This is a genomic window from Streptomyces aquilus, from assembly GCF_003955715.1.
GTDB classification, from domain to species: Bacteria; Actinomycetota; Actinomycetes; order Streptomycetales; family Streptomycetaceae; genus Streptomyces; species Streptomyces aquilus.
On the sequence record NZ_CP034463.1, the window covers coordinates 3,364,617 to 3,389,485 of the forward strand.

General features: G+C 71.6%; 21 protein-coding genes. 8 read left to right on the forward strand and 13 right to left on the reverse strand.

All coding sequences use genetic code 11. The features are described from left to right. Positions 1-107: 107 nt before the first annotated feature. The gene (locus EJC51_RS15510) at positions 108-932 is read left to right on the forward strand and encodes a helix-turn-helix domain-containing protein (protein WP_126271626.1); all 825 of its coding nucleotides are present in this window, start codon (positions 108-110) and stop codon (positions 930-932) included. Further along, positions 916-1,110: a DUF397 domain-containing protein gene (locus EJC51_RS15515; RefSeq protein WP_126271627.1), complete on the forward strand. Its 195-nt coding sequence runs from the start codon at positions 916-918 to the stop codon at positions 1,108-1,110. Before EJC51_RS15510 ends, EJC51_RS15515 begins: the two co-directional genes overlap by 17 nt. Here the strand turns inward: EJC51_RS15515 and EJC51_RS15520 are convergent. Both EJC51_RS15520 and EJC51_RS15525 read right to left on the reverse strand, forming a co-directional pair. Next, complete coding sequence (locus EJC51_RS15520; protein ID WP_126271628.1) at positions 1,091-1,333, reverse strand: hypothetical protein; 243 nt, start codon at positions 1,331-1,333, stop codon at positions 1,091-1,093. The two genes, EJC51_RS15515 and EJC51_RS15520, sit on opposite strands and share 20 nt — an antisense overlap. Positions 1,334-1,384: 51 nt before the next feature. Next, the gene (locus EJC51_RS15525) at positions 1,385-2,554 is read right to left on the reverse strand and encodes a steroid 3-ketoacyl-CoA thiolase (RefSeq protein WP_126271629.1); all 1,170 of its coding nucleotides are present in this window, start codon (positions 2,552-2,554) and stop codon (positions 1,385-1,387) included. A 236-nt stretch (positions 2,555-2,790) separates the two neighbouring features. On the opposite strand from EJC51_RS15525, the gene EJC51_RS15530 reads away from it, so the two are divergent. Then, complete coding sequence (locus EJC51_RS15530) at positions 2,791-4,026, forward strand: cytochrome P450 (protein ID WP_126271630.1); 1,236 nt, start codon at positions 2,791-2,793, stop codon at positions 4,024-4,026. An 80-nt stretch (positions 4,027-4,106) separates the two neighbouring features. On the opposite strand, the gene EJC51_RS15535 is transcribed toward EJC51_RS15530, so the two are convergent. The 4 genes from EJC51_RS15535 to EJC51_RS15550 all read right to left on the reverse strand — a co-directional run bounded on the left by EJC51_RS15535 (position 4,107) and on the right by EJC51_RS15550 (position 9,174). After that, entirely contained in the window at positions 4,107-5,249 is a 1,143-nt protein-coding gene (locus EJC51_RS15535) for a flavin-containing monooxygenase (RefSeq protein WP_126271631.1), read from the reverse strand. Continuing rightward, entirely contained in the window at positions 5,246-5,431 is a 186-nt protein-coding gene (locus tag EJC51_RS15540; protein WP_165951139.1) for a tetratricopeptide repeat protein, read from the reverse strand. The genes EJC51_RS15535 and EJC51_RS15540 overlap by 4 nt, the downstream gene beginning before the upstream one ends. A 78-nt stretch (positions 5,432-5,509) precedes the next feature. Beyond that, positions 5,510-7,162, reverse strand: coding sequence for a helix-turn-helix transcriptional regulator (locus EJC51_RS15545; RefSeq protein WP_126271633.1), 1,653 nt, complete (start codon positions 7,160-7,162; stop codon positions 5,510-5,512). Between the two features lie 41 nt (positions 7,163-7,203). Continuing rightward, positions 7,204-9,174, reverse strand: coding sequence for a bifunctional glycosyltransferase 87/phosphatase PAP2 family protein (locus EJC51_RS15550; RefSeq protein ID WP_126271634.1), 1,971 nt, complete (start codon positions 9,172-9,174; stop codon positions 7,204-7,206). A 355-nt stretch (positions 9,175-9,529) separates the two neighbouring features. Here EJC51_RS15550 and EJC51_RS15555 point away from each other — a divergent pair, with 355 nt between their 5' ends. Together EJC51_RS15555 and EJC51_RS15560 are read left to right on the forward strand one after the other, a co-directional pair. After that, positions 9,530-10,681 (forward strand): DUF2330 domain-containing protein, encoded by a 1,152-nt coding sequence (locus EJC51_RS15555; RefSeq protein WP_126271635.1) that lies wholly within the window; start codon positions 9,530-9,532, stop codon positions 10,679-10,681. Positions 10,682-10,687: 6 nt separating this feature from the next. Beyond that, a complete protein-coding gene (locus EJC51_RS15560) occupies positions 10,688-11,359 on the forward strand; it encodes an O-methyltransferase (RefSeq protein WP_126271636.1) in 672 nt (223 codons plus the stop codon). A 13-nt stretch (positions 11,360-11,372) separates the two neighbouring features. Here the strand turns inward: EJC51_RS15560 and EJC51_RS15565 are convergent, their stop codons facing one another. Then, positions 11,373-11,765 carry an FHA domain-containing protein gene (locus EJC51_RS15565; protein ID WP_126271637.1) on the reverse strand — a complete coding sequence of 131 codons (393 nt, stop codon included), beginning with the start codon at positions 11,763-11,765 and terminating at the stop codon, positions 11,373-11,375. 103 nt (positions 11,766-11,868) lie between these two features. Here EJC51_RS15565 and EJC51_RS15570 point away from each other — a divergent pair, with 103 nt between their 5' ends. Continuing rightward, on the forward strand, positions 11,869-12,297 hold the full coding sequence (locus tag EJC51_RS15570; protein WP_126271638.1) for a DnaJ family domain-containing protein: 429 nt from the start codon (positions 11,869-11,871) through the stop codon (positions 12,295-12,297). Here the strand turns inward: EJC51_RS15570 and EJC51_RS15575 are convergent. Both EJC51_RS15575 and EJC51_RS15580 read right to left on the reverse strand, forming a co-directional pair. After that, positions 12,283-12,672, reverse strand: coding sequence for a hypothetical protein (locus tag EJC51_RS15575; protein WP_425276791.1), 390 nt, complete (start codon positions 12,670-12,672; stop codon positions 12,283-12,285). The two genes, EJC51_RS15570 and EJC51_RS15575, sit on opposite strands and share 15 nt — an antisense overlap. A gap of 215 nt (positions 12,673-12,887) precedes the next feature. Further along, entirely contained in the window at positions 12,888-13,541 is a 654-nt protein-coding gene (locus EJC51_RS15580) for a hypothetical protein (protein WP_126271640.1), read from the reverse strand. Between the two features lie 93 nt (positions 13,542-13,634). Here EJC51_RS15580 and EJC51_RS15585 point away from each other — a divergent pair, with 93 nt between their 5' ends. Then, entirely contained in the window at positions 13,635-14,123 is a 489-nt protein-coding gene (locus EJC51_RS15585; protein WP_208870710.1) for a GNAT family N-acetyltransferase, read from the forward strand. A gap of 11 nt (positions 14,124-14,134) precedes the next feature. On the opposite strand, the gene EJC51_RS15590 is transcribed toward EJC51_RS15585, so the two are convergent. The 3 genes from EJC51_RS15590 to EJC51_RS15600 all read right to left on the reverse strand — a co-directional run bounded on the left by EJC51_RS15590 (position 14,135) and on the right by EJC51_RS15600 (position 22,945). Further along, positions 14,135-20,350 carry a tetratricopeptide repeat protein gene (locus tag EJC51_RS15590; protein ID WP_126271642.1) on the reverse strand — a complete coding sequence of 2,072 codons (6,216 nt, stop codon included), beginning with the start codon at positions 20,348-20,350 and terminating at the stop codon, positions 14,135-14,137. A 54-nt stretch (positions 20,351-20,404) separates the two neighbouring features. Beyond that, complete coding sequence (locus tag EJC51_RS15595) at positions 20,405-20,719, reverse strand: trypco2 family protein (RefSeq protein WP_126271643.1); 315 nt, start codon at positions 20,717-20,719, stop codon at positions 20,405-20,407. A gap of 168 nt (positions 20,720-20,887) precedes the next feature. After that, positions 20,888-22,945, reverse strand: a complete 2,058-nt coding sequence (locus tag EJC51_RS15600) for an MDR family MFS transporter (RefSeq protein WP_126271644.1) — start codon at positions 22,943-22,945, stop codon at positions 20,888-20,890. Between the two features lie 160 nt (positions 22,946-23,105). Here EJC51_RS15600 and EJC51_RS15605 point away from each other — a divergent pair, with 160 nt between their 5' ends. Then, positions 23,106-24,071 carry a peptidoglycan-binding domain-containing protein gene (locus EJC51_RS15605; protein ID WP_126271645.1) on the forward strand — a complete coding sequence of 322 codons (966 nt, stop codon included), beginning with the start codon at positions 23,106-23,108 and terminating at the stop codon, positions 24,069-24,071. A 30-nt stretch (positions 24,072-24,101) separates the two neighbouring features. Here EJC51_RS15605 and EJC51_RS15610 read toward each other — a convergent pair whose 3' ends face one another. Beyond that, on the reverse strand, positions 24,102-24,770 hold the full coding sequence (locus EJC51_RS15610; RefSeq protein WP_126271646.1) for an HAD family hydrolase: 669 nt from the start codon (positions 24,768-24,770) through the stop codon (positions 24,102-24,104). Positions 24,771-24,869 lie beyond the last annotated feature (99 nt).

The following is a 24,869-nucleotide window of genomic DNA, read 5'->3' on the forward strand; positions in this document are numbered from 1 at the left end:
GTAGTGCGTGGTGGGGGGAAAGTATGTGTTCACGGGACGAGCCTGAACTGCCGCGACTACGCTGGGCTACAGGTCGGATACAACCCGTTCTGGAGTGGGGGCTGTTCGTGACGCACATCAACGTCCTTGACCCGGGAGCCTCGCCGCTCGACTACTACGGCTTCGAGTTGCGGCGGCTACGGGAATCGGCCGGACTCAGCCAGAAACAGCTCGGCGACATCCTCAACTACACCGGCTCCCTGGTCGGCCAGATCGAGACCGCGAGGAAGGTGCCGACACCGGAGTTCAGCGAGCGGGCGGACGCGGCGCTCGGGTCGGACGGGCTGTTGTCACGGCTCGTGGAGCTGGTGCTGAGGAGTCAACTCCCGGCGTGGTTCAGGCAGGTGGCCGAGCTTCAATCGCGGGCCATCGAGATCTACTCCTTCGAGTCGCACATGATCCACGGCCTCCTTCAGACCGACGGCTATGCCCGTGCCGTGCTCGGTTCGCTGGACGACACCAATCTGGACGACCGCACCGCCGTGCGCCTCGCTCGTCAGCGCATCTTCGAGAAGGAGAAGCCGCCCGTCTTCTGGGCGGTGCTGAGCGAGGCCGCGCTCTACCAGGAGATCGGCGGCCCGGACACCATGCGGGGTCAACTCGCCCATCTGTTGGCCTTCGAGACCAACCCCCGGATCAATGTCCAGATCCTGCCGTTCTCGGCCGGAGCGCACGCGGGACTCCAAGGCTCGTTCGACGTCTACCGTTTCGCGAGCGACCCGACCATCGTCTATACGGAGGGCTACAACAGCGCGCATCCGAGCGCGAACCCGGACACGGTCACCGACTGCACACTCCGTTACGATCATCTTCAGGCTGCCGCACTGTCCCTCAAGGAGTCGGCGGCGACGATCCGGCGTGTGATGGAGGAACGCTATGGAGAGCCAGCCTGAGTGGCGTAAGTCCAGCTACAGCGGCGACCAGGGCGGCAACTGCGTAGAGGTCTCCGACACCCCCGCCCTCATCGCCATCCGCGACTCCAAGAACCCGGCGGGCCCGATCCTCACGATCGACCCCGCCGCGTTCCGCCACTTCGTCTTCTGGAGCGGTACTACATCGCCTCGGGTCTGAAGCCCAGCACCTTCGCCGCCTGGTGCGCTCTCCACTCCTTGCGGAAGAAATACGCGCGCAGCACCGCGATCGCCAGGAACAGCAGCCCGAAGCCGCCTCTGCCCAAGCCCCCTACCTGCACGAACCAGTAGAAGCACGCACCGGCCATGGTCAGGCAGATGCCGATGACGATCGGTTCGCGGAGGTAGAAGGGCAGGACGCGGAGGATGAGATTGAGGAACATCGGGCAAGTTGACCAGTCTGCGTCAACTTCTGTCGACCCTGAATCCGCTGCCTAAATCCGCTGAATGATCGTGCCCGTGGCCAGTCCGCCGCCCGCGCACATCGTGATCAGCGCGAACTCCTTGTCCACGCGCTCCAGTTCATGCAGCGCGGTGGTGATCAGCCGGGCCCCCGTGGCCCCGACCGGGTGCCCGAGGGCGATCGCGCCGCCGTTGACGTTCACTTTCTCCAGGTCCTGCTCGAAGACCTGGGCCCAGCTCAGCACCACGGACGCGAACGCCTCGTTGATCTCGACGATGTCGATGTCCTTCAGGGACATCCCGGCCTTGCCGAGCACGGCCTTGGTCGCGTCGATCGGCCCGTCGAGGTGGAAGTGCGGGTCGGCGCCGACCAGGGCCTGGGCGACGATCCGGGCCCTCGGGCGGAGCTTCAGCGCCCGCGCCATCCGCTTCGACGCCCACATGATCGCCGAGGCGCCGTCGCTGATCTGGGACGAGTTGCCCGCCGTGTGGAGGGCGGTCGGCATGACCGGCTTCAGGCCGGCCAGGGCCTCCATGGACGTGTCGCGCAGGCCCTCGTCCCGGTCGACGAGCCGCCACATGCCCTGTCCGGCGTGCTGCTCGTCCTCGGTCGTCGGGACCTGCACGGCGAACGTCTCCCGCTTGAAGCGCTCCTCGCTCCAGGCGACAGCGGCCCGCTCCTGCGAGATCAGGCCGAGCGCGTCGACGTTCTCGCGGGTCAGCCCGCGGTGCCGGGCGATCCGCTCGGCCGCCTCGAACTGATTGGGCAGGTCCACGTTCCACTCGTCCGGGAACGGCTTCCCCGGACCGTGCTTCGAACCCGAGCCCAGCGGCACCCGCGACATCGCCTCCACACCGCAGGAGATCCCGATGTCGATGACGCCCGCCGCGATGAGGTTGGCCGTCATGTGCGAGGCCTGCTGGGAGGAGCCGCACTGGCAGTCGACCGTCGTCGCCGCCGTCTCGTACGGCAGGCCCATCGTCAGCCAGGCCGTGCGTGCGGGGTTCATGGACTGCTCGCCGGCGTGGGTCACCGTGCCGCCGACGATCTGCTCGACGCAGTCGGCGGGGATGCCGGTGCGGCCGAGGAGTTCACGGTAGGTCTCGCCCAGCAGATAGGCGGGGTGGAGGTTGGCGAGCGCGCCGCCGCGCCTGCCGATGGGGGTGCGTACGGCTTCGACGATCACGGGTTCCGCGGCCATGAAAGGAGTTCCTCTCCTTGCGTACCCGCGCGGCGCGGGGGCGTCCCGGCCCGGCCCGCCACGCGGAACTAGTACGTGTTCTAGTTCCACGTGCAGTCTGCTGACAGGGGGTCCATCGCCGCAAGAGTCGTGCACGCCTCTTGCTACTTCTAGAACCCGTTACTACGTTCACCGCACGACCTGATGGACCGTCAGAAGACCGCCGAACAAGGCTGGAACACGGCTGGAGCTGCCCCATGACCTGTCCAGAGCTCCCCGACGGGTTCGACCTCACCGACCCCGATCTGCTGCAACAGCGCGTTCCGCTGCCGGAGTTCGCCGCGCTGCGCCGAGCGGAACCGGTCCGCTGGATTCCCCAGTCGGGCAACGTCGCCGGTTTCCAGGACGAGGGCTACTGGGCGGTGACACGGCACGCGGACGTCAAGTACGTGTCCACGCACCCCGAGCTCTTCTCCTCCACCCTCAACACGGCGATCATCCGCTTCAACGAGCACATCGAGCGCGACGCGATCGACGCCCAGCGGCTGATCCTGCTCAACATGGACCCGCCGGAGCACACCCGGGTCCGCAGCATCGTGCAACGCGTGTTCACCCCGCGTGCCATCCGTGCCTTGGAGGACAACCTCCGCGCCCGCGCCACCGCCATCGCGGCGAACGCCCGCGAACACCCCGGCTCCTTCGACTTCGTCACCGAGGTCGCCTGCGAACTGCCCCTCCAGGCCATCGCCGAGCTCATCGGCATCCCGCAGGACGACCGGGCCAAGATCTTCGACTGGTCCAACAAGATGATCTCGTACGACGATCCCGAGTACGCGATCACCGAGGAGGTCGGCCAGCAGTCGGCCATGGAGCTCATCGCGTTCGCGATGAACATGGCGGCCGACCGCAAGCAGTGCCCGGCGAAGGACATCGTGACGACCCTGGTCGCGGCGGAGGACGAAGGCAACCTGAACTCCGACGAGTTCGGCTTCTTCGTGCTGATGCTGGCCGTCGCGGGCAACGAGACCACCCGCAACGCCATCACCCACGGCATGCACGCCTTCCTCACCCACCCCGACCAGTGGGAGCGGTACAAGGCCGAGCGCCCGGCGACCGCGGCCGAGGAGATCGTCCGCTGGGCCACCCCGGTCAACGCCTTCCAGCGCACCGCCACCCAGGACACCGAGCTGGGCGGCAAGCTGATCAGGAAGGGCGACCGGGTCGGAATCTTCTACGCCGCCGCCAACCACGACCCCGAGGTCTTCACCGACCCCGACACCTTCGACATCACCCGCGACCCCAACCCCCACCTCGGTTTCGGAGGCGGCGGCCCGCACTACTGCCTGGGCAAGTCCCTGGCCGTGCTGGAGATCGACCTGATCTTCAACGCGATCGCCGACGCGATGCCGAACCTGGTCCTGACCGGAGACCCCCGCCGCCTCCGCTCGGCATGGATCAACGGCGTGAAGGAACTCCAGGTCAGCATGGCCTGACTCCCCCCGTTCCCGGGCCGGCGGCTTCCCGGCGCCGCCGGCCCGTCCGGACCCCGAGGGAGGCAGGAGCATCCCCACCCTCACGCCCCGTTCCTGCCTCCCCCGAGGCGGACGGCGTCCGCCGCGACGGCCGTGGGCGCGGCCGGCTGCCGGGCGCCGATGTGCCGGGCGACGTGCCCGGCGTCCCGGCCCACGCCCTGGATCATCGACGAGGCCATCGCGTACTGGAACAGCCGCCCCACGAAGTACAGCCCGGGGTGCGAGGCGACCACGCCGCGCCGCTGCGCCGGTTCGCCGTCCGCGTCGAAGACCGGCAGGTCGATCCAGGAGACGTCCGGCCGGAAGCCCGTGCACCACACCACGTTCGCCACCTCCGCCCGCCGCCCGTCGGCGAGCTCCGGCAGCCCGTCGCGCACCCCGACGACCCGGTCCACCCGCTCGACGCCCGCCGCCTTCAGATCGGCGGCCTTCACCCGGATCAGCGGGGCGCTGTGCGCGAGCACCTTCGGCCGCAGCTTGCGGCCCATCGGGGTGCGGATCGTCAGGACGTTCCGGAAGACGAAGAACAGCACCGGCGTCAGCACCCGCGCGGCCGGCCGCTCGATCCGCCACGGGATCTGCCCGGGGTGCGGCCCGGACAGCAGGACACGGTGGCTCGCGGCCAGCTCGACGGCGATGTCCGCGCCCGAGTTGCCCGCCCCGACGATCAGGACGGGACCGTCCTGCAACTGCCCGGGGCCGCGATAGTCGACGGCATGCAACTGCCTGACGTCCGGGCCGAGTTGATCGGCGTACGACGGCATCTTCGGCAGCCGGTCGTACCCGGCGGCGACGACCACGTTCTCGGCCACGTACCGCACACCGCCGTCCGTCTCGACGACGTACCGCGTGCCGTCGTACGACAGCCGCCGCACGCGGATGCCCGTCCGCACCGGAAGTTCCGCCCATCCCGCGTAGGCCTGGAGGTAGTCGGCGAATTCGTCCCGCGTGGGGAACGCCCAGGCGGGGCCCGGGTAGGGCAGTCCGGGCAGGCCGTCGAACCTCGCCGGGCTGAACAGCCGCAGCGAGTCCCAGCGCCCGCGCCAGCTGTCGCCGACGCGCTCCCCCGCCTCCAGGATCACGAAGGGCCGTCCGGCGCGGGCCAGGTGGTACCCCGTGGCGAGCCCGGCCTGACCGCCGCCGACGACCACGGTCTCGATGTGTTCGGTGAGTTCGGTGTTCATGCCAGCTCCTCGGTCGTGGTGCGCTCGGCCTCGTAGATCTCCACGGCCTGCCGCAACAGCCGCTCGGCCTCGGCGAGTTCACCGCGCAGCCGCAGCAGGGTGCCCAGCTCGGCGGCGCTGTCGGCGTACCTCAGCCGGGCCGTTCGCAGCTGTTCGCGGGGGGTGAGCGCGTCGTCGGACACGCTTGGATGCTGCGCGCGGGGCGCTACCGCGCGCATCGACAGCAATGCCCATTCCGTGGGGCCGGGGTATGGGTATTCCTACACACCCGGGGAGCGGACCAGCCCGTGCTCGAAGGCGTACGCGGCGACGGCGGTACGGGAGCCGAGGTCGAGCTTGGCGAAGATGTTGCTGATGTGCCGGGCGACGGTCTTCTCGCTGAGGACGAGTTCGGCGGCGATGGCGTGGTTGGTGCGGCCCTGGGCGATGAGCCGTACGACGTCGAGTTCCCGGGGCGAGAGCACCGACCGCTGCCGCCCGCTCCGGAGCCCCTCGACCCGCCGCAGGTCCGGCAGCGCCCCGAGCCGCGCGAAGGCCTGCCCCGCCGCGTCCAGCTCCAGCGCGGCGCAGTCCTCGTCGCCGAGCGCCCGGCAGGCCAGCGCGACGAGCACCCCGACCCGGGCGGCCTCGTAGGGCACGTCCAGCTCCCGCCATCCCCGCCCGGCCTCCCGCAACACCCCGAGCGCCTCCCCCGCGGCTCCCCGCGCGAGCAGCACGGCACCGCGGGCCTGGCAGGCCATGAGCCGCAGTGCGGCGATGCCCTGGGCATCGGCGAGGGCGGCCAGCTCATCGGCGGCGCGGAGGGCCTCCTCGGAAGCCTCGCCCTCCCGCTCCGCCAGCAGGATCTCCACCGCCGCCGGCAGCAGCCGGGCCCGGCGCAGTGGGTCCGTCGTCTCCGCCAGGGCCCGGCGGATCGCCGCCGCTGCCGGGGCGGGGCGGTCCTGGGCCAGGCGGAGGAGGGCGAGGCCGGGCTGGGTGTCCCAGCCGTGGCGCAGGGTGTCGCGGTAGGCCTGTTCGGCCTCGGCGTGCTCGCCGCGCAGGCGGTGGAGTTCGGCCAGTTGGTAGAAGGCGCAGCCCGCGGCGCTCTCGCCGTAGCCCGCGGTGAGCTGGGCGCAGGCCAGCCGTGCCTCGCGGTCCGCCTCCGGCCAGGCCCCGCCGAGCTGGAGGAGGGCGGCCCGGTGCACCCGGCACAGCCCCCGGTAGGCGCCGCTGAAGTCGGGCTGGGCCGCGCACCACCGGGCGAGCGCCTTCGCCCACTCCTGGGCGCGGCGCAGTTCCTGGAGCTCCTGGCAGGTGCCGATGACCACGCAGTACGTCATGCCGATGGACCGCGCCGAGGGCGTGCCGTCGGCGACGACGACCATCGCCTCGTCGAGCTGGGCGAGCCCGGCCGCGACCTCGCCGTTGCTCACCAGGGCGAGGCCGAGCGTCATCGCCGTACCGGCGAGGAGGTCGGGGTCGGCGTCGGGCGGGACGGTCGCGGCGAGGTGCCGGGCGAGCGTGAGCATCTCGGCGGGTTCGCCCGCGCGGAAGTGCAGTTCGGCTTCGAGCATCGTCAGATAGCCGCGGCTCGGGCAGTCGGGTGCGGCGGCCGCGAGCCGCTGGGCGCGGGCCAGCCAGGCACCGGACTGGGCCAGTTCCCCGCCCCAGGCGAGCCCCTTGCACAGCCAGTACGCGCACCGCAGCGCCGCCCCGACGTCGCCGTTGCCCGCGTGTGCCGTGAAGGCCCGGCGCAGCAGGGCGACCGCGTCGTCGCACCGCCCGAGCATGTCGGCGGCCTCGGCGAGCGCCTCGACGTCGGCGGCGTCGAGCGGCCGTACCGCATCGGCCTTGCCCAGCAGCGTGTACGCCTCCGCCCAGGCCTGCCGCCGGCAGGCCTGGCGTCCCCGGTCGAGCTCCGCGTCCGCGTCCATGGCGCCTCCGCCCCCATTGCACCCCCACGAAGGCGCGGCTGTCACCCGCTCCCGGGAGCGCGCACCAGCACTGGCCGCTCACTCGCCGCCGCTTCCTTCACCGTCCGCGCCCGCGGCCCCTGGAAGAGGTACGACAGCCCGAAGCCGGCGCTCACCACCACCGCGCCACCGACCGCGTCCAGCACCCAGTGGTTACCGGTGGCGACGATCGCCGTCACCGTGAAGAACGGATGCAGCAGCCCCAGCGGCTTCAACCACCACTTCGGCGCGACGATCGCGATGACCACCCCGCACCACAGCGACCAGCCGAAGTGCAGCGAGGGCATCGCCGCGTACTGGTTGGTCAGGGCGGTCAGGGTGCCGTAGTCCGGCTTGGAGAAGTCCTGGACGCCGTGGACCGTGTCGATGACGCCCAGGTCCGGCATCAGGCGGGGCGGGGCGAGCGGGTAGAGCCAGAAGCCGACCAGGGCGAGGAGGGTGGCGAAGCCGAGGGAGGCGCGGGCCCAGCGGTAGTCGACGGGGCGCCGCCAGTAGAGGACGCCGAGGACCGTCAGCGGGACGACGAAGTGGAAGGACGTGTAGTAGAAGTCGAAGAAGTTCCGCAGCCAGTCGACCTTGACGACCGCGTGGTTCGCCCAGTGCTCGATGTCGATGTGCAGCCAGCGCTCGATGTCCAGGATCTGCTGCCCGTGCTCCTCGGCCCGGGCCCGGCCCTCGGAGTTGGTGCCGCCCGTCGCCGCGAGCCGCACCTTCTGGTACGCGGCGTAGGTGACACGAATAAGCAGCAACTCCAACAGCAGGTTGGGCCTGGTCAGCACCCGCTTCAGGAACGGCAGCAGCGGCACCCGCCGGAAGCGGGCCGGGACCGGCTCGGCGTACTCCGTCGGGATCGGCGTCCGGTAGTACGGCGAGGTCCGGGACAGGAACGGCACGACGGTCGCCGCGGCCAGCGCGGCCAGCAGGACGACGTTGTCGCGCAGCGGATAGAGCGAGGCCATGTTCGGCAGGATCATCTTCGCGGGCAGCGTCATCACCAGCACCACCGCGACCGGCCACACATACCGGTCCGAGGCCTTCTTGCCGACCCGTCCGACGACCGCGAGCAGCACCCACAGCAGCTGGTGCTGCCAGGCCATCGGCGCCACCAGGATCGCCGCGCAGCCGGTGACCGCCACGGCGAGCAGCAGCTGTCCGTCGCGGGCGTAGCGCACGGCCCGCCGCAGGGCGAGCGCGGCCACGGCCGCGCCGAGCGCGAGGAACAGCCCGACCTCGACCGGCCCCTCGAACCCGGCCCGCAGCAGCGCCCCGTGCAGCGACTGGTTGGCGAGGTCGTCCGCGTCGCCGCCGAGACCGGCCCCGGCCATGTGGTGGACCCAGTAGGTGTACGAGTCGTGCGGCAGCGCCGCCCACGCCAGGGCCGTGCTCGCCGCGAACGTGGCCCCGGTGGTGAGCGCGGCCCGGCGCCGCCCGGTGAACCACAGCAGCCCGGCGAACAGCAGCACCGTCGGCTGGAGCGCCGCGGCCAGGCCGATCAGCAGGCCGCTCGTGCGCTGTCCGCGCGCGACGAAGCAGCCGGCCAGCACCAGCAGCACCGGCATGATGCTGGTCTGCCCGAGATACAGCGTGTTGCGGACCGGCAGCGACAGCATCAGCAGGCTGATCGCGACCGGCGCGGCGAAGAAGGACGTACGTCTGTTCACCGGCTGAGGCAGCGCCCGCGCGACGACAAGGCCGAGTGCGACGACCAGAAGCAGCGTCCCGAAGGTCCAGCCCCAGCCGAGCGCCTGTTCGGCCGCCTTGGTGAGCGGCTTCAGGACGAGCCCGCCGAAGGGCGTGCCGGTGAACTCCGTCGAGTCGTACAGCGACCCCTTCACATGGAGGACGCCGTCGGGTCCGACCCACGTCTCCAGGTCGGTCAGCCGCTCTCCGCTGGGGGTGCTGAGGACGACGGCCACCTGCCGGACGGCGAGTATCGCGGCGACCACCCACAGCAGGAATCTGGCCACGCGCATTCTCGCTCTGGCCGTCTCGACGGCCGTCGCTCCGAAGGCTTCCGCCGGTCCTCCGCTGGGGTTCGTGTTCACCACGTGCCTGGACCTCCCGCCCCGTTCGCCCTTCACGTCCGATACGCGAAGGTTGTCGTGCGCAGCCTATGAGGCGCACACAGTCCCCCGGAGAAGAGACGCAGACGGTTCCGCTTTGCCTGACGGCCGTTCTGCGTTTGTCCGAATGACGATAGTCCGCACCGTCTCGCACTGCCTCGCCGAGCGGGCCGTGGATCACTTGTGTAGCCACCAGGCGCCGACCCGTATGCTCCGCGTGACCGCTTGAAGGGCCGACGACCGCGCGGCGGAAGGTTTTGGGGGAATGCTCGATTTCCTGAGAGGCCGGGCGCGCCGTCGCCTGCTCACGGTCGTCCTGGCCTTATGGGCCACCCAGCTGGGTTCCCTGGTCGCCCCCGCGTACGCCTGCGGCTGCGGCGCCCTGGTCCCGGACCCCGCCCGGCGGGTCGCCGTGGCGCGCGAGGTGTCGGTGGTGCGCTGGGACGGCCGCCGGGAGCGGATCGTGATGCGGCTGACGGTCGACGGGGACAGCGACCGGGCGGCCTGGATCATGCCGGTCCCGCACCGCGCGGACGTGACGCTCGGCAACCCGGCCGTCTTCGACCAGCTGGACGCGGCGACCGCGCCGGTGCACCGCACCCGCTCCCACTTCTGGCCGCAGGACGGCGACTGGCCGCTGGTCTCCGGCGGCGGCCGGGACGCGGGCGCACCCCCGCCCGGCGTGGGCAGGGCGCCCGGTGTGGGCGTGGTGGACCGCCAGAAGCTGGGCCCCTTCGACGTGGCCCGTCTGACCGCCACCGACCCGGACGCCCTCGGCGACTGGCTGGCCGACCACGGCTTCAGCCTCCCGCCCCGCCTCAGCGGCGCCCTCCAGCCGTACGTGGCGCGCCGCTGGGAGTACGTCGCGATCCGGCTGGCCCCGGACACCACCGGCACCCCCCTCCAGGGCACCCTGGACCCGCTGAGCCTGTCCTTCGCCGCCGACGAGCCGGTCTACCCGATGCGGCTGTCCCGCCTCGCCCGCACCCCCCAGTCGCTGGGCCTGTACGTCCTGGCCGCCCACCGCATGGAACCGGCCTCCGCGATCGGCGGCTCCCGCCCCCGCGTCACCTTCGCCGGCCGGATCACTCCCCCGCGCAACAGCCCCTTGGCCGAGCTGACCGCGGGCACTCCGTTCCTGACGGCGATCGGCCAGGAGTTCCCGGCCCCGTCCCTGATCGACGGCGACCACACCCTGCGCCGCACCGCCGCGGACACCCCGTTCCAGCAGGTCGTCTACGAGGACCGGCTCCGCACGGTGGCCGGCGTCCCGGCCTGGCTGCTGACGGTCGCGGCCACCCTGGCCGCGCTCACGGCGGCGGTGGCCCTGTTCGCCGTACGCCGCACCCGCCGCGCAACCGATGGGCCCGCGGGCGGGTTAGCGCTACCGACTACTTCTACGCATTTCTACGAATGAGGAATCATGAGCGAGTCGCAGCTCTGGGACGCCGTGGACACCTACTTCGCCACCCAGCTCGCGCCGGACGACGAAGCCCTGGAAGCCGCCCTGCGGGACAGCGAGGCGGCCGGACTCCCGGCGATCGCCGTCACCGCCGCACAGGGCAAGCTGCTCCAGCTCCTGGCACAGATCCAGGGCGCCCGGCGCATCCTGGAGGTCGGCACCCTCGGCGGCTACAGCACCATCCGGCTGGCCCGCGCCCTGCCCGCCGGCGGCCGGCTGATCTCGCTGGAGTACAGCCCGCGGCACGCCGAGGTGGCGGCCCGCAACATCGCGCGGGCGGGCCTGGACCGGCTCGTCGAGATCCGCGTCGGCGCGGCCCTCGACTCCCTCCCCCGCCTGGCCGACGAGCACCCGGACCCCTTCGACCTGGTCTTCATCGACGCGGACAAGGAGAACAACCCGCACTACGTGGAGTGGGCGCTGAAGCTGACGCGCGCGGGCAGCCTGATCATCGTGGACAACGTCGTACGGGGCGGCCGCGTCGCCGACCCGGACGACACCGACGCCGACGTCATGGGTACCCGCGCCGCCATCGAACTCCTGGGCTCCCACCCGCGCTTGACGGCGACGGCGATCCAGACGGTGGGTGCGAAGGGCTACGACGGCTTCGCGCTGGCGCGGGTGCGGTCGTAGCCCTCGGCGGCCCTCAGAGCTCGTGATAGAAGCCGACGTTGACGCTGCGCGGGGCGGTGCGGTCCACGACGACGATCTCACCGCTGCCGCCCCGGGGCAGCGTGACGCTCCCGCCGTAGGCGAGCGGCTGGGCGTACTCCCCGACGGTCAGCCGCACCTCGCTGGACGGCTCGGCCTGCGACCCGCGCAGCCAGGTCACCTGCCAGACCCCCTCCGGCCCGCACAGGAACTCCAGGTGGACCCGGGAGACGAACAGCCAGTCGTCGGGCGTGGCGAGCCGGCACACGGACTTGTCGCGGCCCACCCGCAGCAGCGCGCCGGGCTCGCTCGGTGCGTCGGCCATGAGCATGCCGGCCGTGGCACCCTCCTCCGCCGCGGAGACGGCGGCCATGGTGAGTTCGAGCACGTGCGCTCCCTTTGCAGTTCCTGAACCGTTCCTGAGCAAGTGTCCTTGCACAGCGGCCGCATGATAAATCGCCCGGCCCCATCGCGTCCGGCACAATGGACGCATGACCGAGCGAAAGCCACCCGGTGTCCCGTTCGAGTCCTGGGTCGACAAACAGATCCGAGACGCGCAGGGCCGCGGCGACTTCGACCGACTCCCGGGCGCGGGCGAACCGTTGCCGCCGGAGCTGAGCACGCCCTACGACGAACTGTGGTGGATCAAGCGCAAGATGGCCCGCGAGGGCCTCTCGTCGCTCCCCCCGGCCCTCGCCCTGCGCAAAGAGGCCGAGGACACCCTGGCCGCCGCCTACGCGGCCCCGTCGGAACGCGCGGTCCGCAAACTGATCACCGACGTGAACGTCAAGATCCGCGCCATGATGTTCAGGCCACCGCCCGGCCCCCCGCTGGGCAAGAAGCCGTACGACGTCGAAGAGGTCGTACGCCAGTGGCGGGAGCGCCGGGCGGCGAGGAATCCGGACTCAGAGCTTCAGTAGCCGCTCCGTCAGCTCGCGGTAGTCACGCAGGGCGAGCCGCAGCTGCTCGGTGTCACCGGAACCGCTGTGCTGTCCGTCCCCCTGGTCGGCGCCCTGCCAGGACTGGCGCAGGGTGCGCCGCCGCTGGGTCATGGCGTCCGTGAACCGGGAGGTGACCTCCTCCAGCACATGGTCGGCCTCCTCGACGGCGGCCCGGGGCCCGTCGACGAACCCGGTCATGGCGTGCTGGAGCTGCCCGGCGAGCTTGTCGCACTGGTCGTCGGCCAACAGCCGCCCGCCATGGGCGTCACGCCCCGCGGCCTCATGACTGGCCACCAGGGGAGCCTTCTCGCGCTCCTTGGTGAAGCCGCGCCCTTCCCCTTCATGCCCCGCCACGAGGGGCGAACCGTCCCCTTGGCCCTTCTGCGGACTTACGAGGGGCGAACCGTCCCCCTGGCCCTTCTGCGGACTTACGAGGGGCGAACCGTCCCCCTGGCCCTTCTGCGGACTTACGAGGGGCGAACCGTCCCCCTGGCCCTTCTGCGGACTTACGAGGGGCGAACCGTCCCCCTGGCCCTTCTGCGGACCGGTCACGGCATCCGTCATGCCTCTCAACTCCCCTTCGCCTGACGCCGGGTGAACGCCCACGGCAGATGGCCGTGGCCGTCATGGCGCGCGGACCGGTCGCCGGACGACGGTTCGGCGAGCTCGCGCCTGCGCCCACCGGCGCCGACGAGCTCCTCGAACAGGGCCCGGGCCTCGACCATGGCCTCACGCATCTCCTCGGTGCCGCCCTGCGCACCGTCTTCCGTCCCACGCGCCACGCGATGGACGCGCCGGTAACCGTGCACATGGTGCGCGTGGTGCACGGACAGGGCGGCGAGCTGCTCCTCGTACTGCCCCCCGTCGGGGAACCCGCGGGCGCCGGCCACCTCGGCGAGCAGCCGGTCCGCCTCGCTCACCGCCTCGCGGGGCGACTCGACGAACCGCTCCTGGGCGGCCGCCCACCGGGCCTCGTACTGCTCCCGCTGGGCGGGCTCCAGGTCCCGCTCCCGCAGCGACCCGTGCTTGTCCACCCGCTCGGCCAGCTCGCGCTCGGCGGCCTGGGAGTCCCCGTCGTGCCGGGCGACGGCCCGGTCGTACTCGGGCCCGAAGCGCCGCTTCAGGTCCCGGCCGCCGGGCCCACGCCGCCGGGCCAGGACGACCGCCACCACGACGACGGCCGCCACGATCACGATCAGAGCGATGATCACGCCAGTAGTCATGTGCCACGAGTAGCCCGGACCACCCCCCTCAAACGGCCCCGCCCCCGATATCCGCTTGTGGCCCGCCCCGGACCCCACCCGAGAATGACGCCCATGACCTGGACCGTCACACCGGAACCCCACGACTCCCCCGCCGCAACAGCCCTCTGGCGCGCGTACTACACAGAGGTCAGCGACCGCTACTACCTCCTCCACGAGAACCGCCGCACGGCCCCGGAGGAACTGGAGCACGAGATCACCCGCGCCGACTGGTCCGCCCTGACCCCACCGAAGGGCACCCTCCTACTGGCCCGCCACGACGGCGAGCCCGCGGGGACGGCGGGCGTACGGCTCCTGGACCCGGAAACGGCGGAACTGAAAAGGGTGTTCGTCCAGCCGCAGCTACGCGGCAAGGGCGGCGCGGCCCTCCTCGTAGCAGCGGCGGAAGCCACAGCCCGCACCTTGGGCGCCACCCGCATGATCCTGGACACCCGCGACGACCTCACAGAGGCCAGAGCCCTCTACACCCGCCTGGGCTACGAGGAAACGCCCCCGCACAACGACGACAAGTACGCGGAGCACTGGTTCTCGAAGAACCTGTAGGGAGCCCTTCCTCATGGCTGTGTGTCGGAGGTGCCGTTCAGCCGGCGTTGGATCTCCTGCGCCTCCGCGGCGACGGCGGCGGCCTCGTCCTCCTGGCCCGCCTCCCTCAGGCGGTTGGCGAAGCCGTTCAGCGTGCGGCGCAGCGGCGGCCCGTACGAGGCCGCGTCGGCGGCAGCCAGTCTGCGGAAGATCTCCACAGCCTCCCGGGCGGCCTCCACTGCCTCGGCCGACCGGTCCGCCGTGGCCAGAGCGATGGAGAAGTTGGCGAGGGTACGGGCCAGATCAGCCTCGTGCGGGACCGATCCGCCGGCCGCGAGCCGGCGGAACCTCTCCACAGCCTCCGCCATGACGGCCAGCGCCTCGTCCGTACGGTCCGCGTCCGCCAGCCGGATCCCGAAGCCCATCAGCCCTTGAGCGAGGTCCACCTCGTAACGGGCCGGGTCGGCGGCGAAGAGCCTACGGAAGATCTCCACAGCCTCCTCGTCGTGGCGCAGAGCCTCACCTGAGCGCTCCAGCCGCACCAGGTCGATCCGGAGGTTGACCAGCGCACGGGCCAGACCTTCCTCGTACGTGGCCGGGTCACGGGCGGCCAGCCGGCGGTAGACCTCCACGGCCTCGACGTCGACCGCCAAGGCCTCACGCGTCCGCCCCGCCCGCACCAGCAGGTCACCGACCCTTTCCAGTGCGCGCGTCAGGCCCGCCTCATGCTCGACCGCATGCTCCGCGACCGCCCGGCGGTAGATGCCCGCGGCCTCCTGGCAGACGGCCAGGGTCTCGTGCGGACGGTCCGCGACGGACAGATCGATGGAGAGGTTGAGCAACGCGTTGGCCAGGTCGGGCTCGTACGTGGCCGGATCCTGGACGGCCAGCCGACGGTAGACCTCCACGGCCTCCTCGTCGACCGTCAGTGCCTCCTCCGCCCGCCCCGCATCCGTCAGGCGCATTCCGAGGGTGCCGAGGGACCCCGCAAGGTCCCCTTCGTGCGCGGAGGGATCGGCGCTGTTGAGCCGACGGTAGATCTCCACCGCTTCGGCGTAGAGGGCCAGGCTCTCGCCGCTGCGTCCGGTGTCGTCCAGCCAGGCTCCGAGGCCCGTCAGCGCGTAGGCCAAGTCCACGTCATACGGGACAGGACGGCCTGCCGACGCCAGCCGACGGAAGACCTCCACGGCCTGTGTCTGGACGGCGACTGCCTCGTCCGTCCGGCCTGTCTGCCACAGATCGACGCCGAGGTTGGCCAGAGCGCGGGCCAGGCTTTCGTCGTGAACCGTGGAGACGGCGGCGAGGCGACGGTAGATCTCCACCGTCTGTTCCCTGGCGGTCACGGCCTCGTCCAACCGCCCCAAGCCTCCCAGGCGTTCGCCGAGCCTGGCCAGCGTGCGGGCCAACCCGGGCTCGTACTGGGCCCGGTCGGCGGCAGCCAGCTCGCGGAACAGCTCCACGGCCTCCTCGTCGACCGCCAGGCCCTCCTCCACGCGGCCTGCGTCCATCAGGTCGATGCTCAGGTTGGACAGCACACGGGCCACCGCCGGCCGATACTCGGCTGGATCGTCCTCGGTGAGGCGACGCAGGATCTCCAGGGCTTCCTGGTCGGCCGCCAGCGCCTCGGACACCCGCTCCGCCTCCGTGAGATGGACACCGAGATCGATCAGCGCACGGGCCAGAGAAGCCTCGTGCGCGGTCCCGCCGCCGGCAGCCAGGCTCCGGAAGACCTCCACGGCCCGGCCCGTGACGGTCACGGCCTCCTCCGCACGCCCGGCGTCGGTCAGCCGGCTGGCGAGGCCGAGCCACGCCTGGGCCAGCTCGGGTTCGTACCTGACCGGGTCGTGAGCAGCCAGCCGGCAAAGAACCCCCACGGCCTCCCGGCTGACCGCCAGGGCCTCGTCCGCGTGCCCCGCCTCCGCGAGGAGGCGTGCGAGCTGCCTCAGCGCATTGGCGAAGTCGCTCTCATGGGCGCCGGAGCCGTCGCTGCCGAGTCGGCGGTAGAGCTCCACCGCCTCCCCGGCGGCTGTCAGAGCCTCGTCCGCCCGGCCCGCTTCCCTCAGATCGATGGCGTAGACGGACAGCACGTCGGCAAGGGCGGCGTCATGGACGGCCGGTTTGTCGGCAGCCAGCCGACGGTAGATCTCCACGGCCTCCTGATCGGCCGCCACGGCCTCCTCCACCCGGCCCACGCCGACCAGTCGGCCGGCGAATCCGGCCAACGCGCGAGCCAGACGGGGTTCATGGGCAGCCGGGTCATCGGCTACCAGCCGACGGTAGCGGCTCACGGTCTCCTCACCGAGCGCCACGGCCTCGTCCACCCGGCCCGCGTCCATCAGGTCGATGCCGAAGTTGTTCAGCGCACGAGCCAATCTGGCGTCGTACGCCGCCGAGTTCACGGCGGCCAGCCGACGGTAGATCTCCACAGCCTCCTCGTCGGCCACCAGGGCCTCCGCCGACCGCCCCGTCTCCGACAGCCGGATGCCGTAGGTGGACAGCGCGAAAGCCAGGTCGCTCTCGAACGTTGCGGGGTCGGCGTGGGCGAGCCCACGCCAGAGGTCCACGCACTCCTGATCGACGGTCAGGGCCTCGGTCGCACGGCCCACGGCCGCCAGGCGACCGCCGAGGGCGGTCAGTGCCGTCACCAGGCCGGCCTTGTGCGCGTCGGGGCGGTCGGCGGCCAGTTGGCGGTAGATCTCGACCGCCTCCGCGGTGGCCGCCAGGGACTCGTCCGGCTGCCCGGCATCTGCCCGCCGGTCGGCGACGCCGGACAGCGCACGGGCCAGGGAGATCTGGTACGACGCCGGGTTGACGGCGGCCAGCCGGCGATAGATCTGCACGGCCTCCATGTCGGCGACCAGAGCCTCGTAGGGCCGCCCGGACTGCTCGAGATCGATGCCGAGGTTGGCCAGCCCGCGCGCGAGCTTCGCCTCGTTCGCCCCGGGGCTGCCGGCAGTGGCCCGACGATAGAGCCGTACGGCCTCCTGATCGGCTGCCAGAGCCTCTCCCACTTGGCCCTGCTCGGTCAGCCTGAAACCCAGGCCGGTCAGCACCGCGGCCAAATCGGCCTCGTAAGCGGCCGGTTCATCGACGGCCAGCCGACGGAAGATCGCCACCGCCTCTCGATCGGCCGCCAGAGCCTCCTCCATCCGCCCTGCCACCGCCAGCCGCAGGCCCAGAACGGACAGGCTCCGGGCCAGGTCTGCCGTGTGCCCGTCAGGACGGTCGGCCACCAGCCTCCGATGGATCTCCACGGCCTGTTCCACGGCAGCCAACGCCTCGTCCACCTGTCCCGCATCCGCCAGCCGCGCACAGAAATGGGAGAGCACGTAGGCCAACTCGCCTGCGACCAAGCCGGGACCGGCCTGATCGAGTCGGCGGTAGATCTCCACGGACTCCTTGCTCGCGGCCAGGGCTTCGGACTCCTTCCCCGCACTCGCCAGCCCGATTCCCAGGCTGGTCAGCCCATAGGCCAGGCTGTCCTCATACGCACCGGGGTTGGCGAGAGCAAGCCGGCGGTAGATCTCTACGGACTCCTCGGTCGCGGCCAGCCCGTCCACCTGCCGCCCCGCATTCGCCAGCCGGATGCCCAGACCGGCGAGCGCATAGGCCAGAGTGCCTTCGTACGCGGCAGGGTTGGCGAGGTTGAGCCGACGGTAGATCGCCACGGACTCCTCCGTGACGGCCAGCGCCTCGTCCGCCCATCCCGCGTCCGCCAGCCGGTTGCTGAGGCCGGACAGCGCATAGGCCAGGTTCGACTCCTGTGCGGCGCCATGGTCGGCGGCGAGCCGGCGGAAGATCGTCACCGCCTCCTCGCACGGAGCCAGGGCCGCGTCGTAGCGCCCCACTTCCGACAGCCTGGTTCCCAGGACGACCAAGGCGTGCCCCAGGTCGGACGCGTACGCGTCCGAGCGGTCGGTCAGCCGACGGTAGATCTCCACGGCCTCTTGGGTGGCGGCCATGGCCTCGTCGGTCCGTTTCCTGTCCGACAGATCGACCCCGAGATTGGCCAGCCCGCGGGCGAGATCCGCCTCGTGCCCGGCCGGATCGACCTCGACCAGCCGACGGTAGAGCTCCACGGCCTCCTGGTCGACGGCAAGCGCGTCCTCTGATCGGCCCGTACCCGTCAGATAGACGCCGAGGCTGGACAGCGTCCGGGCCAGATCCGCCTCGTAGACGGAAGGGTCGTGGGCGGCCAGCGGACGGAAGGCCTCCACCAGGTCGCTGGTCAGCTGAAGGGCGAGCGGGGTGAGGATGTGCGAGGGGTACGGCAGTGCGGTGCTCGCGTTGTCCAGCGCCTCGTGGTGCAGCGAGGTGCTTTCGAGGGCCTGACGCAGGGCACGCAGCACGGCGTCGCTCTGCTCGGTGCGGTGCGCGTTGTAGTGGGCGGTGATGGCGCGGGTGAGGACTGTGACGATCTGCGCCTGCTGATCGGGCGTCGCGTCGGTGAGGAGCGCCGGCAGGGGCAGGCCCGGCTGGATGAGGCAGCTGGCGGCGTGATATTCGGCGATGCGGTCGGGCTGGAGGGCTCCCCAGTAGCGCTCGGGCTCGGGCGGGTACAGGGCGCGCAGCCATTCGGCCGTGTCGAAGACCTTGTCCGCGGGCAGCCCGCGGAGTTGGGTCAGGATGTCGGTGGCCTGGCTCTCGGTGGCGGCACCGCACAGGACGGCGGTGGCGACCACACGACGAAGAGTGGTGGTGTTCAGGCCCAGGAGGAACCCCGGGCTCTGCGCGGTCCGGTACCAGTAGCCCTCTTCATGGCGCAGCAGTACCGCCTCGGCCGGTTCGCCGGGCGTGGTGCCGACCGGTGCGGGACCGTGTTGCAGCAGGGCGTTGAGCGCGCTCATCTGCAGCGTCAGGGCGGAGTCGTAGCGAGGATCCGCCAGATCGGTGGGGGGCTGAAGCCTGCGGGCGAGGTCCGGCCAGTCGGCGTCGGGCAGATGGGGGACCAGACTCATCAGCCGGGCGAGGTCGACGGCGGCCTGCGTGTAGGCCTCCGCGCGCTCCTCCGGGGGGAGGTGGCGGGGCTGGAGCGGGCCGATCGGGAAGAGCGGGGCGGCCACGAGGAGATCGTGGGCGGTGGCTCCGGCGTCCAGGCGGTCGGTCTTCCAGGCGCCGTCGGAGCGGGCCACCAGCAGGAGCCGGACGCGGTGCCGGGTGGTCCGCAGATGATCGATGAGATGCCGCACCAGGCGGGGCCTGGTCTCCGCGTAGTCGACGACGACGAGTTCGTCGCGGTCGGTGTCCAGCCCGCCGAGGTCGGCGTCGGCGTGACCGTCGGTGAGATTGGGCCGCAGCTGTCCGGTGATCCAGCCCTGCTCTCGGAGGGTGGTGGCCAGCTGGCGGGCCAGTCGGGTCTTGCCCTGGCCCGCGGGGCCGGTGAGGACCTGCACGGAGAAACTGCCGTCGCCCCGGCACCACTTGAGCAGCTCTTCGAGTTCCTGGTGGCGGCCGTGGAAGGTGACGGCCTCGACGTCGGCCCGCAGCAGCGTCGCCACGGACCGCAGGTCGAGGTCCCGCGCCGCGGGAGCCAGCAGATGGGCGGCCTCGGCGGGCTCCAGGATCGGCTCCCAGCCGGTGCACAGGGCGAGTTGGCGGCAGAAGCTCTCGTCGGCGAGCAGGGCGCGCACCGGGGTCGCGGTCAGCCGGGTGCCGTTCTCGGCCCGGCGGTCCTTGCCGACGACACCGCACAGCAGGTCACCGCAGAGCACGGCGGCTCCGGACATGCCCGACCAGCGGCTGCCGCGCGGTGCCTGGCGGGGCACGGTGGGATCGGTGCCGTAGACCTCGTAGCGGCGGGACAGGGAGCCGGTGCCGGGCTGGATGTGCCCGGACAGCTGCTCGTCGTCGCGGGTGCCGTCCGTGTCGGACTTCAGCATGCGAGGGAAGCCGATCAGACTGACCGGTACCGAACGGCTGCCGATCAGCTCGCCCCACCGCTGGGGCGGCTGCCCCTTGACCTCGCGCAGGGACCGCGGCACCACCCAGTCCTGCCGCTCGGTGACCTCCACCAGTGCGGCGTCGACGTCCGGGGCGTACCGGAACCAGCGCACCTCTGCCGTGTGCTGCCTCTCACCGACTCCGGGTCGGCTCACCGTCACCCGGCCCTCCGCCGGGCCGGCTTCGCCGCCGATCACATGGCCGGCGGTCAGCGCCAGGTGCGGTGCGATCAGATAGCCCGTGCCCAGCCTCGGTGTCTCGTACCCCGGCTCGTGGAGCCGGACCAGCACCCGACGGTCGACCTCCATCGGTTCCTCCCCCGCTGTTGCCTGTGGTGCGTGGTGCTCCGGTGGGCAGGCGGGTCATTCCCGGTCGTTGACGTCGAGGGGGCGGCCGTCGGGGCCTCCCGCGTTCAGTGTGAGGGTCAGGGTGTGGGTGCCTCGGTCCGCCCTCTCGCGTTTGCCGCCGAAACTGAGCGCGGAGAAGCGCAGTCCGCCGTCGATGCCGCGGGTGTGGGTCAGTTCCATGCCCAGTTGGAGGGTGATCTCCCCGAGCGTGAGGTTCACGCCCTGGTCTCCGTGAGCGGCCACCCGCCGCTGCGCTTCGGCGAGTTGCTCGCGCAGCATCGTAATCGCGTCCGCCAGGTCCATGCCTTCGTCGGCCCCGGTCTCCCTCATCGCCGCCCCCTCACACCGCGTTCTGGTGATGCCACCCCATTGTGATGACGCGCCGGGGCGGCGACCACCGTTCTGCCCCGATACGGCACGCTCAACCGGGCCATGTCACCGAACTGTTGCGGAACGGCGGGCTCGACTGGGCCGCATCACGATGCGGTTGCGCCGGGCTCACCCGGCCGATGCCACCGAACCGTTCTGCGGCTGCTCCCGATCAGACCCGCACAGCTCCGCGTTCAACTCGCCCACCAGCTGCACCAGATCGGTAGGCCGATCAGGCCCCCACCAGTCCCCGAGCAGCTCCGCCAGCGACGCCTCCCGAGCCGCCGCAAGCCGCTCCGCGACCGCGATCCCCTCCGCCGTCAGCACCAGGTCCACCCCGGACCGCACCGCCAACCGCCGCTCCTCCACCTGCCGAGCCGCCGCGATGACGACAGGCAGCGGCACGGAACTGCGCGCGGCGAGCGACGCCGGCTCCACCGACCCGTACCTGTTGATGCGCAGCAGCAGCCAACTGGCCCCGGGCAGCAGGTCGTACCCGGCCCGATCCGTGATCGTCCGGTAGATCTCGCGCCGCCCCTCGCGCGTCCCGAGCACCGACAGCGCCCGGCACACCTCGTCGTACGACGACCGCTCCACCGGATTACTGGCCAGCGTCTCCGTCACATCGGGCGCGGTGACCGACGCCCGCAGCCGGTCCTCCTTGAGGAACCACGCGAGCACGAACCCCAACAGGGCGACAGGCGCGGCGTACAGGAACACGTCGGTGATCGACGAGGCGTACGCGTGCAGCGCGGCCGGCCGCAACGCAGCCGGCAGGTTCGCGATGTCACGCGGATCGGCCTCCAGCCCGTCCACGGTCACCCCGCCCGGCAACACGCCCCCGGCCCCGGCCCCGGCGAACGCGTCGGCCAGCTTGTCCCCGAGCCGGTTGGTGAACACCGTCCCGAAGACGGCGACCCCGAACGACGCCCCGATCGACCGGAAGAACGTCGCCCCGGAGGTCGCGACGCCGAGATCCTCGTACGACACGGCGTTCTGCACGATGAGCACCAGCACCTGCATGACGAGCCCGAGCCCCAGCCCGAACACGAAGAAGCAACTGCTCATCACCCACGTGGAACTGCCTTCGTCGAGCTGGTGCAGCAACAGCAGTCCGATCGTCGTGACAGCCGTACCCGCGACCGGAAACACCTTCCACCGCCCGGTACGACTCACGACCTGCCCGGACGCCGTCGACGACAGCAGCAGCCCGAACACCATCGGCAGCATGTGCACCCCGGACATGGTCGGCGAGACGCCCTGCACGACCTGGAGGAACGTCGGCAGATAGGTCATCGCGCCGAACATGGCGAACCCGACGACGAAGCTGATCACCGCGGACAGGACGAACGTCCGGATCCGGAACAGCTTCAACGGCAGCACCGGCTCCGCGGCCCGCCGCTCCACGGCCACGAACGCGACGCCCAGCACGACCCCGAGCACGGCCAGCCCCACGATCTGCGGCGACCCCCACCCCCACGTGGTGCCGCCGAGGGACGCGACCAGCACCAGACAGGTGGCGACGGACGCGATGAGCAACGTCCCGAGATAGTCGATGACATGACGGGTCGCCTTGCGCGGAATCCGCAGCACGGTCGCGATGACGGCGAGCGCCACGACGCCGACCGGCAGGTTGACGTAGAAGACCCAACGCCAGCTCAGATGCTCGGTGAACACCCCGCCCAGCAGCGGCCCGAGCACACTCGTCGCCCCGAACACCGCCCCGAACAGCCCTTGGTAGCGCCCGCGTTCACGCGGCGGCACGAGGTCACCCACGATCGCCATGGACAGCACCATGAGCCCACCGCCGCCGAGCCCCTGCACCGCCCGGAACGCGATGAGTTGGGGCATGTCCTGCGCCGCCCCGCACAGCGCGGACCCGATCAGAAAGATCACGATCGCGGTCTGGAACAGCCTCTTGCGCCCGTACTGGTCCCCGAGTTTGCCCCACAGCGGCGTGGCGGCCGTGGAGGCGAGCAGATACGCCGTGACGACCCACGACAGATGCTCCAGGCCGCCGAGGTCGCTGACGATGGTCGGCAGCGCGGTCGACACGATCGTCTGGTCCAGCGCGGCGAGCAGCATCCCGAGCAGCAGCGCCCCGATCGACACGAGGACGTTCCCGGGCACGTGTTCGTCCCGCGCGCCCCGCACCTCTCCCGTCCTGGCGTGCGCATCCGCGGCCATGAAGACCTCCTGTGAGACTCGTTACGACTCCATCGTGGTCGGTGTGACCAGTTTTGGCCTGTCAAGTCCTGTTGGAAGCCACTGTTCCGGGGGTTGGCGGGAGGCGGGTGTGAAGAGGGTCTGGATAATCTCTGGAGTTCGCGAGGGGAGGGACGAACACATGGCGGAGAAGAGCGGCCACTTGTGCCCGGAGTGCGGGGCACCCAGAGGCGTCGACAACACCCCGTCCTGCGGGTGCACCCAGCGGGCGTCCGACGCCCTGCGCGACGCGCGCGAGGCGGAACAGGCGGCGGCGGAGGACTTCGATCCGCTGCGCATACGGCCGTACGTCGACCTGGAATCGGAGAGCCGGGAGCCCGAGGCCCCGGCCCCCACGCCCGCACCCGCACCCGCACCCGCACCCGCACCCGACGCAACGATGCAGCTGCGCCCGATCTCCGTGCCGCCCCCGCCGAGCCCCACGGACCTGAGCCTCTTCGAGAACGCCCCGGACCACGAGAGCACGCCCGACGCACCCCGCCCGCGCAACCGCCGCACGCTGCTCCTGGGCGCGGTCGGTGGCGCCCTGGTGACGGTGGTCGCGGCGGCGGGCCTGGCGAGCGGCCTGTTCTCGTACGACAGCCCGGAGCGCGACACCGCGCTGCCGAAGGAGGTCCGGGCGAGCGTCCCGGACGCGCCGACCAGCTCGGCACCGGCGTCCCCGGAGACGAGCGCGGCGCCGGCCCGGCCGACCTCGGCGTCCCCGACCCCGAGCGCGAGCCCGTCGGCGTCCGCCTCCCCGTCGCCGTCACGGACCAGCGCGTCACCGACCCCGTCGGCGTCCGGCACGTCCACCCCGACCCCGACGGCCGCGGCCCCCGCGAACACGGAGAACACCATCGGCAGCTCCGAGGAGACCGCCCCACCGGTGCTGGCCCGCGGCTCCCAGGGCGAGGAGGTCGTGGAACTCGAACTGCGCCTGACCCAGCTCAACCTCTACCCGAGGAAGCCGGGCGGCCACTACAACGAGGCCGTCGAGGACGCGGTCACCCGCTACCAGTGGGCGCGGGGCATCCAGGTGCAGGAGTACGGCGTCTACGACCTGGCGACGCGGGCGAGGCTGGAGTCGGAGACGACGGAGCCGTGACGCCCGCGGGCCGGTGACGCCCGGGTCACCTCACCCGACGTAGAGCCGGATCTCCCCGTCGCCCCGCGCCTCCACCCGCACCTGGGTCAGGTCCCGCACCACCACGTCCGGCTCATGGAAGTCGGCCCGCGGCCCGACCCCCACCACCTGCATGCCCGCGGCACGCCCGGCCGTGATGCCCGCCCCGGAGTCCTCGAAGACGATGCACTCCGCGGGGTCCACGCCGAGTTCCGCGGCGCCCTTCAGGAACCCCTCGGGGTCGGGCTTGCTCGCGCCGACGCTCTCGGCGGTGATCCGCACCTCCGGCAGCGCGAGGCCCGCCGCGGCCATGCGCGCGGTGGACAGGGCGACGTCGGCGGAGGTCACCAGCGCGTGCGGCACCCCGGCCAGCGAGGCGAGGAAGGCCTGCGCGCCGGGGACGGCGACCACGCCGTCCATGTCGGCGGTCTCCTCGGCGAGCATGCGGGCGTTGTCCGCGTGGTTCTGAGCCATGGGCCGGTCGGGCAGCAGCAGGGCCATGGAGGCGTACCCCTGCCGCCCGTGGACGACCTTCATGACCTCGTCGCCGTCCAGTCCGTGCCGCTCGGCCCAGCGCCGCCAGCAGCGCTCGACGACGGCGTCGGAGTTCACGAGGGTGCCGTCCATGTCCAGCAGGAGGGCGCGGGCGGTCAGCACGGTGGGTACGGCGGTGGCCGTCATCGGCAGCTCCAGGGCGCGGGGAACGCCGGGGGTCGCCCGGCGGGACAAGGCGGCCCCGCCCGCCGGTCAGGGAAAACGGGCGGGAGCCACTTTGTTTCT

Excerpts from the sequence above, each read along its gene's own strand:
- EJC51_RS15515 (WP_126271627.1), top strand. The coding sequence starts at position 916 with ATGGAGAGCCAGCCTGAGTGGCGTAAGTCCAGCTACAGCGGCGACCAG.
- EJC51_RS15520 (WP_126271628.1), bottom strand. The coding sequence starts at position 1,333 with ATGTTCCTCAATCTCATCCTCCGCGTCCTGCCCTTCTACCTCCGCGAA.
- EJC51_RS15525 (WP_126271629.1), bottom strand. The coding sequence starts at position 2,554 with ATGGCCGCGGAACCCGTGATCGTCGAAGCCGTACGCACCCCCATCGGC.
- EJC51_RS15530 (WP_126271630.1), top strand. The coding sequence starts at position 2,791 with ATGACCTGTCCAGAGCTCCCCGACGGGTTCGACCTCACCGACCCCGAT.
- EJC51_RS15535 (WP_126271631.1), bottom strand. The coding sequence starts at position 5,249 with ATGAACACCGAACTCACCGAACACATCGAGACCGTGGTCGTCGGCGGC.
- EJC51_RS15545 (WP_126271633.1), bottom strand. The coding sequence starts at position 7,162 with ATGGACGCGGACGCGGAGCTCGACCGGGGACGCCAGGCCTGCCGGCGG.
- EJC51_RS15550 (WP_126271634.1), bottom strand. The coding sequence starts at position 9,174 with ATGCGCGTGGCCAGATTCCTGCTGTGGGTGGTCGCCGCGATACTCGCC.
- EJC51_RS15555 (WP_126271635.1), top strand. The coding sequence starts at position 9,530 with ATGCTCGATTTCCTGAGAGGCCGGGCGCGCCGTCGCCTGCTCACGGTC.
- EJC51_RS15560 (WP_126271636.1), top strand. The coding sequence starts at position 10,688 with ATGAGCGAGTCGCAGCTCTGGGACGCCGTGGACACCTACTTCGCCACC.
- EJC51_RS15570 (WP_126271638.1), top strand. The coding sequence starts at position 11,869 with ATGACCGAGCGAAAGCCACCCGGTGTCCCGTTCGAGTCCTGGGTCGAC.
- EJC51_RS15580 (WP_126271640.1), bottom strand. The coding sequence starts at position 13,541 with ATGACTACTGGCGTGATCATCGCTCTGATCGTGATCGTGGCGGCCGTC.
- EJC51_RS15585 (WP_208870710.1), top strand. The coding sequence starts at position 13,635 with ATGACCTGGACCGTCACACCGGAACCCCACGACTCCCCCGCCGCAACA.
- EJC51_RS15590 (WP_126271642.1), bottom strand. The coding sequence starts at position 20,350 with ATGGAGGTCGACCGTCGGGTGCTGGTCCGGCTCCACGAGCCGGGGTAC.
- EJC51_RS15595 (WP_126271643.1), bottom strand. The coding sequence starts at position 20,719 with ATGAGGGAGACCGGGGCCGACGAAGGCATGGACCTGGCGGACGCGATT.
- EJC51_RS15600 (WP_126271644.1), bottom strand. The coding sequence starts at position 22,945 with ATGGCCGCGGATGCGCACGCCAGGACGGGAGAGGTGCGGGGCGCGCGG.
- EJC51_RS15605 (WP_126271645.1), top strand. The coding sequence starts at position 23,106 with ATGGCGGAGAAGAGCGGCCACTTGTGCCCGGAGTGCGGGGCACCCAGA.
- EJC51_RS15610 (WP_126271646.1), bottom strand. The coding sequence starts at position 24,770 with ATGACGGCCACCGCCGTACCCACCGTGCTGACCGCCCGCGCCCTCCTG.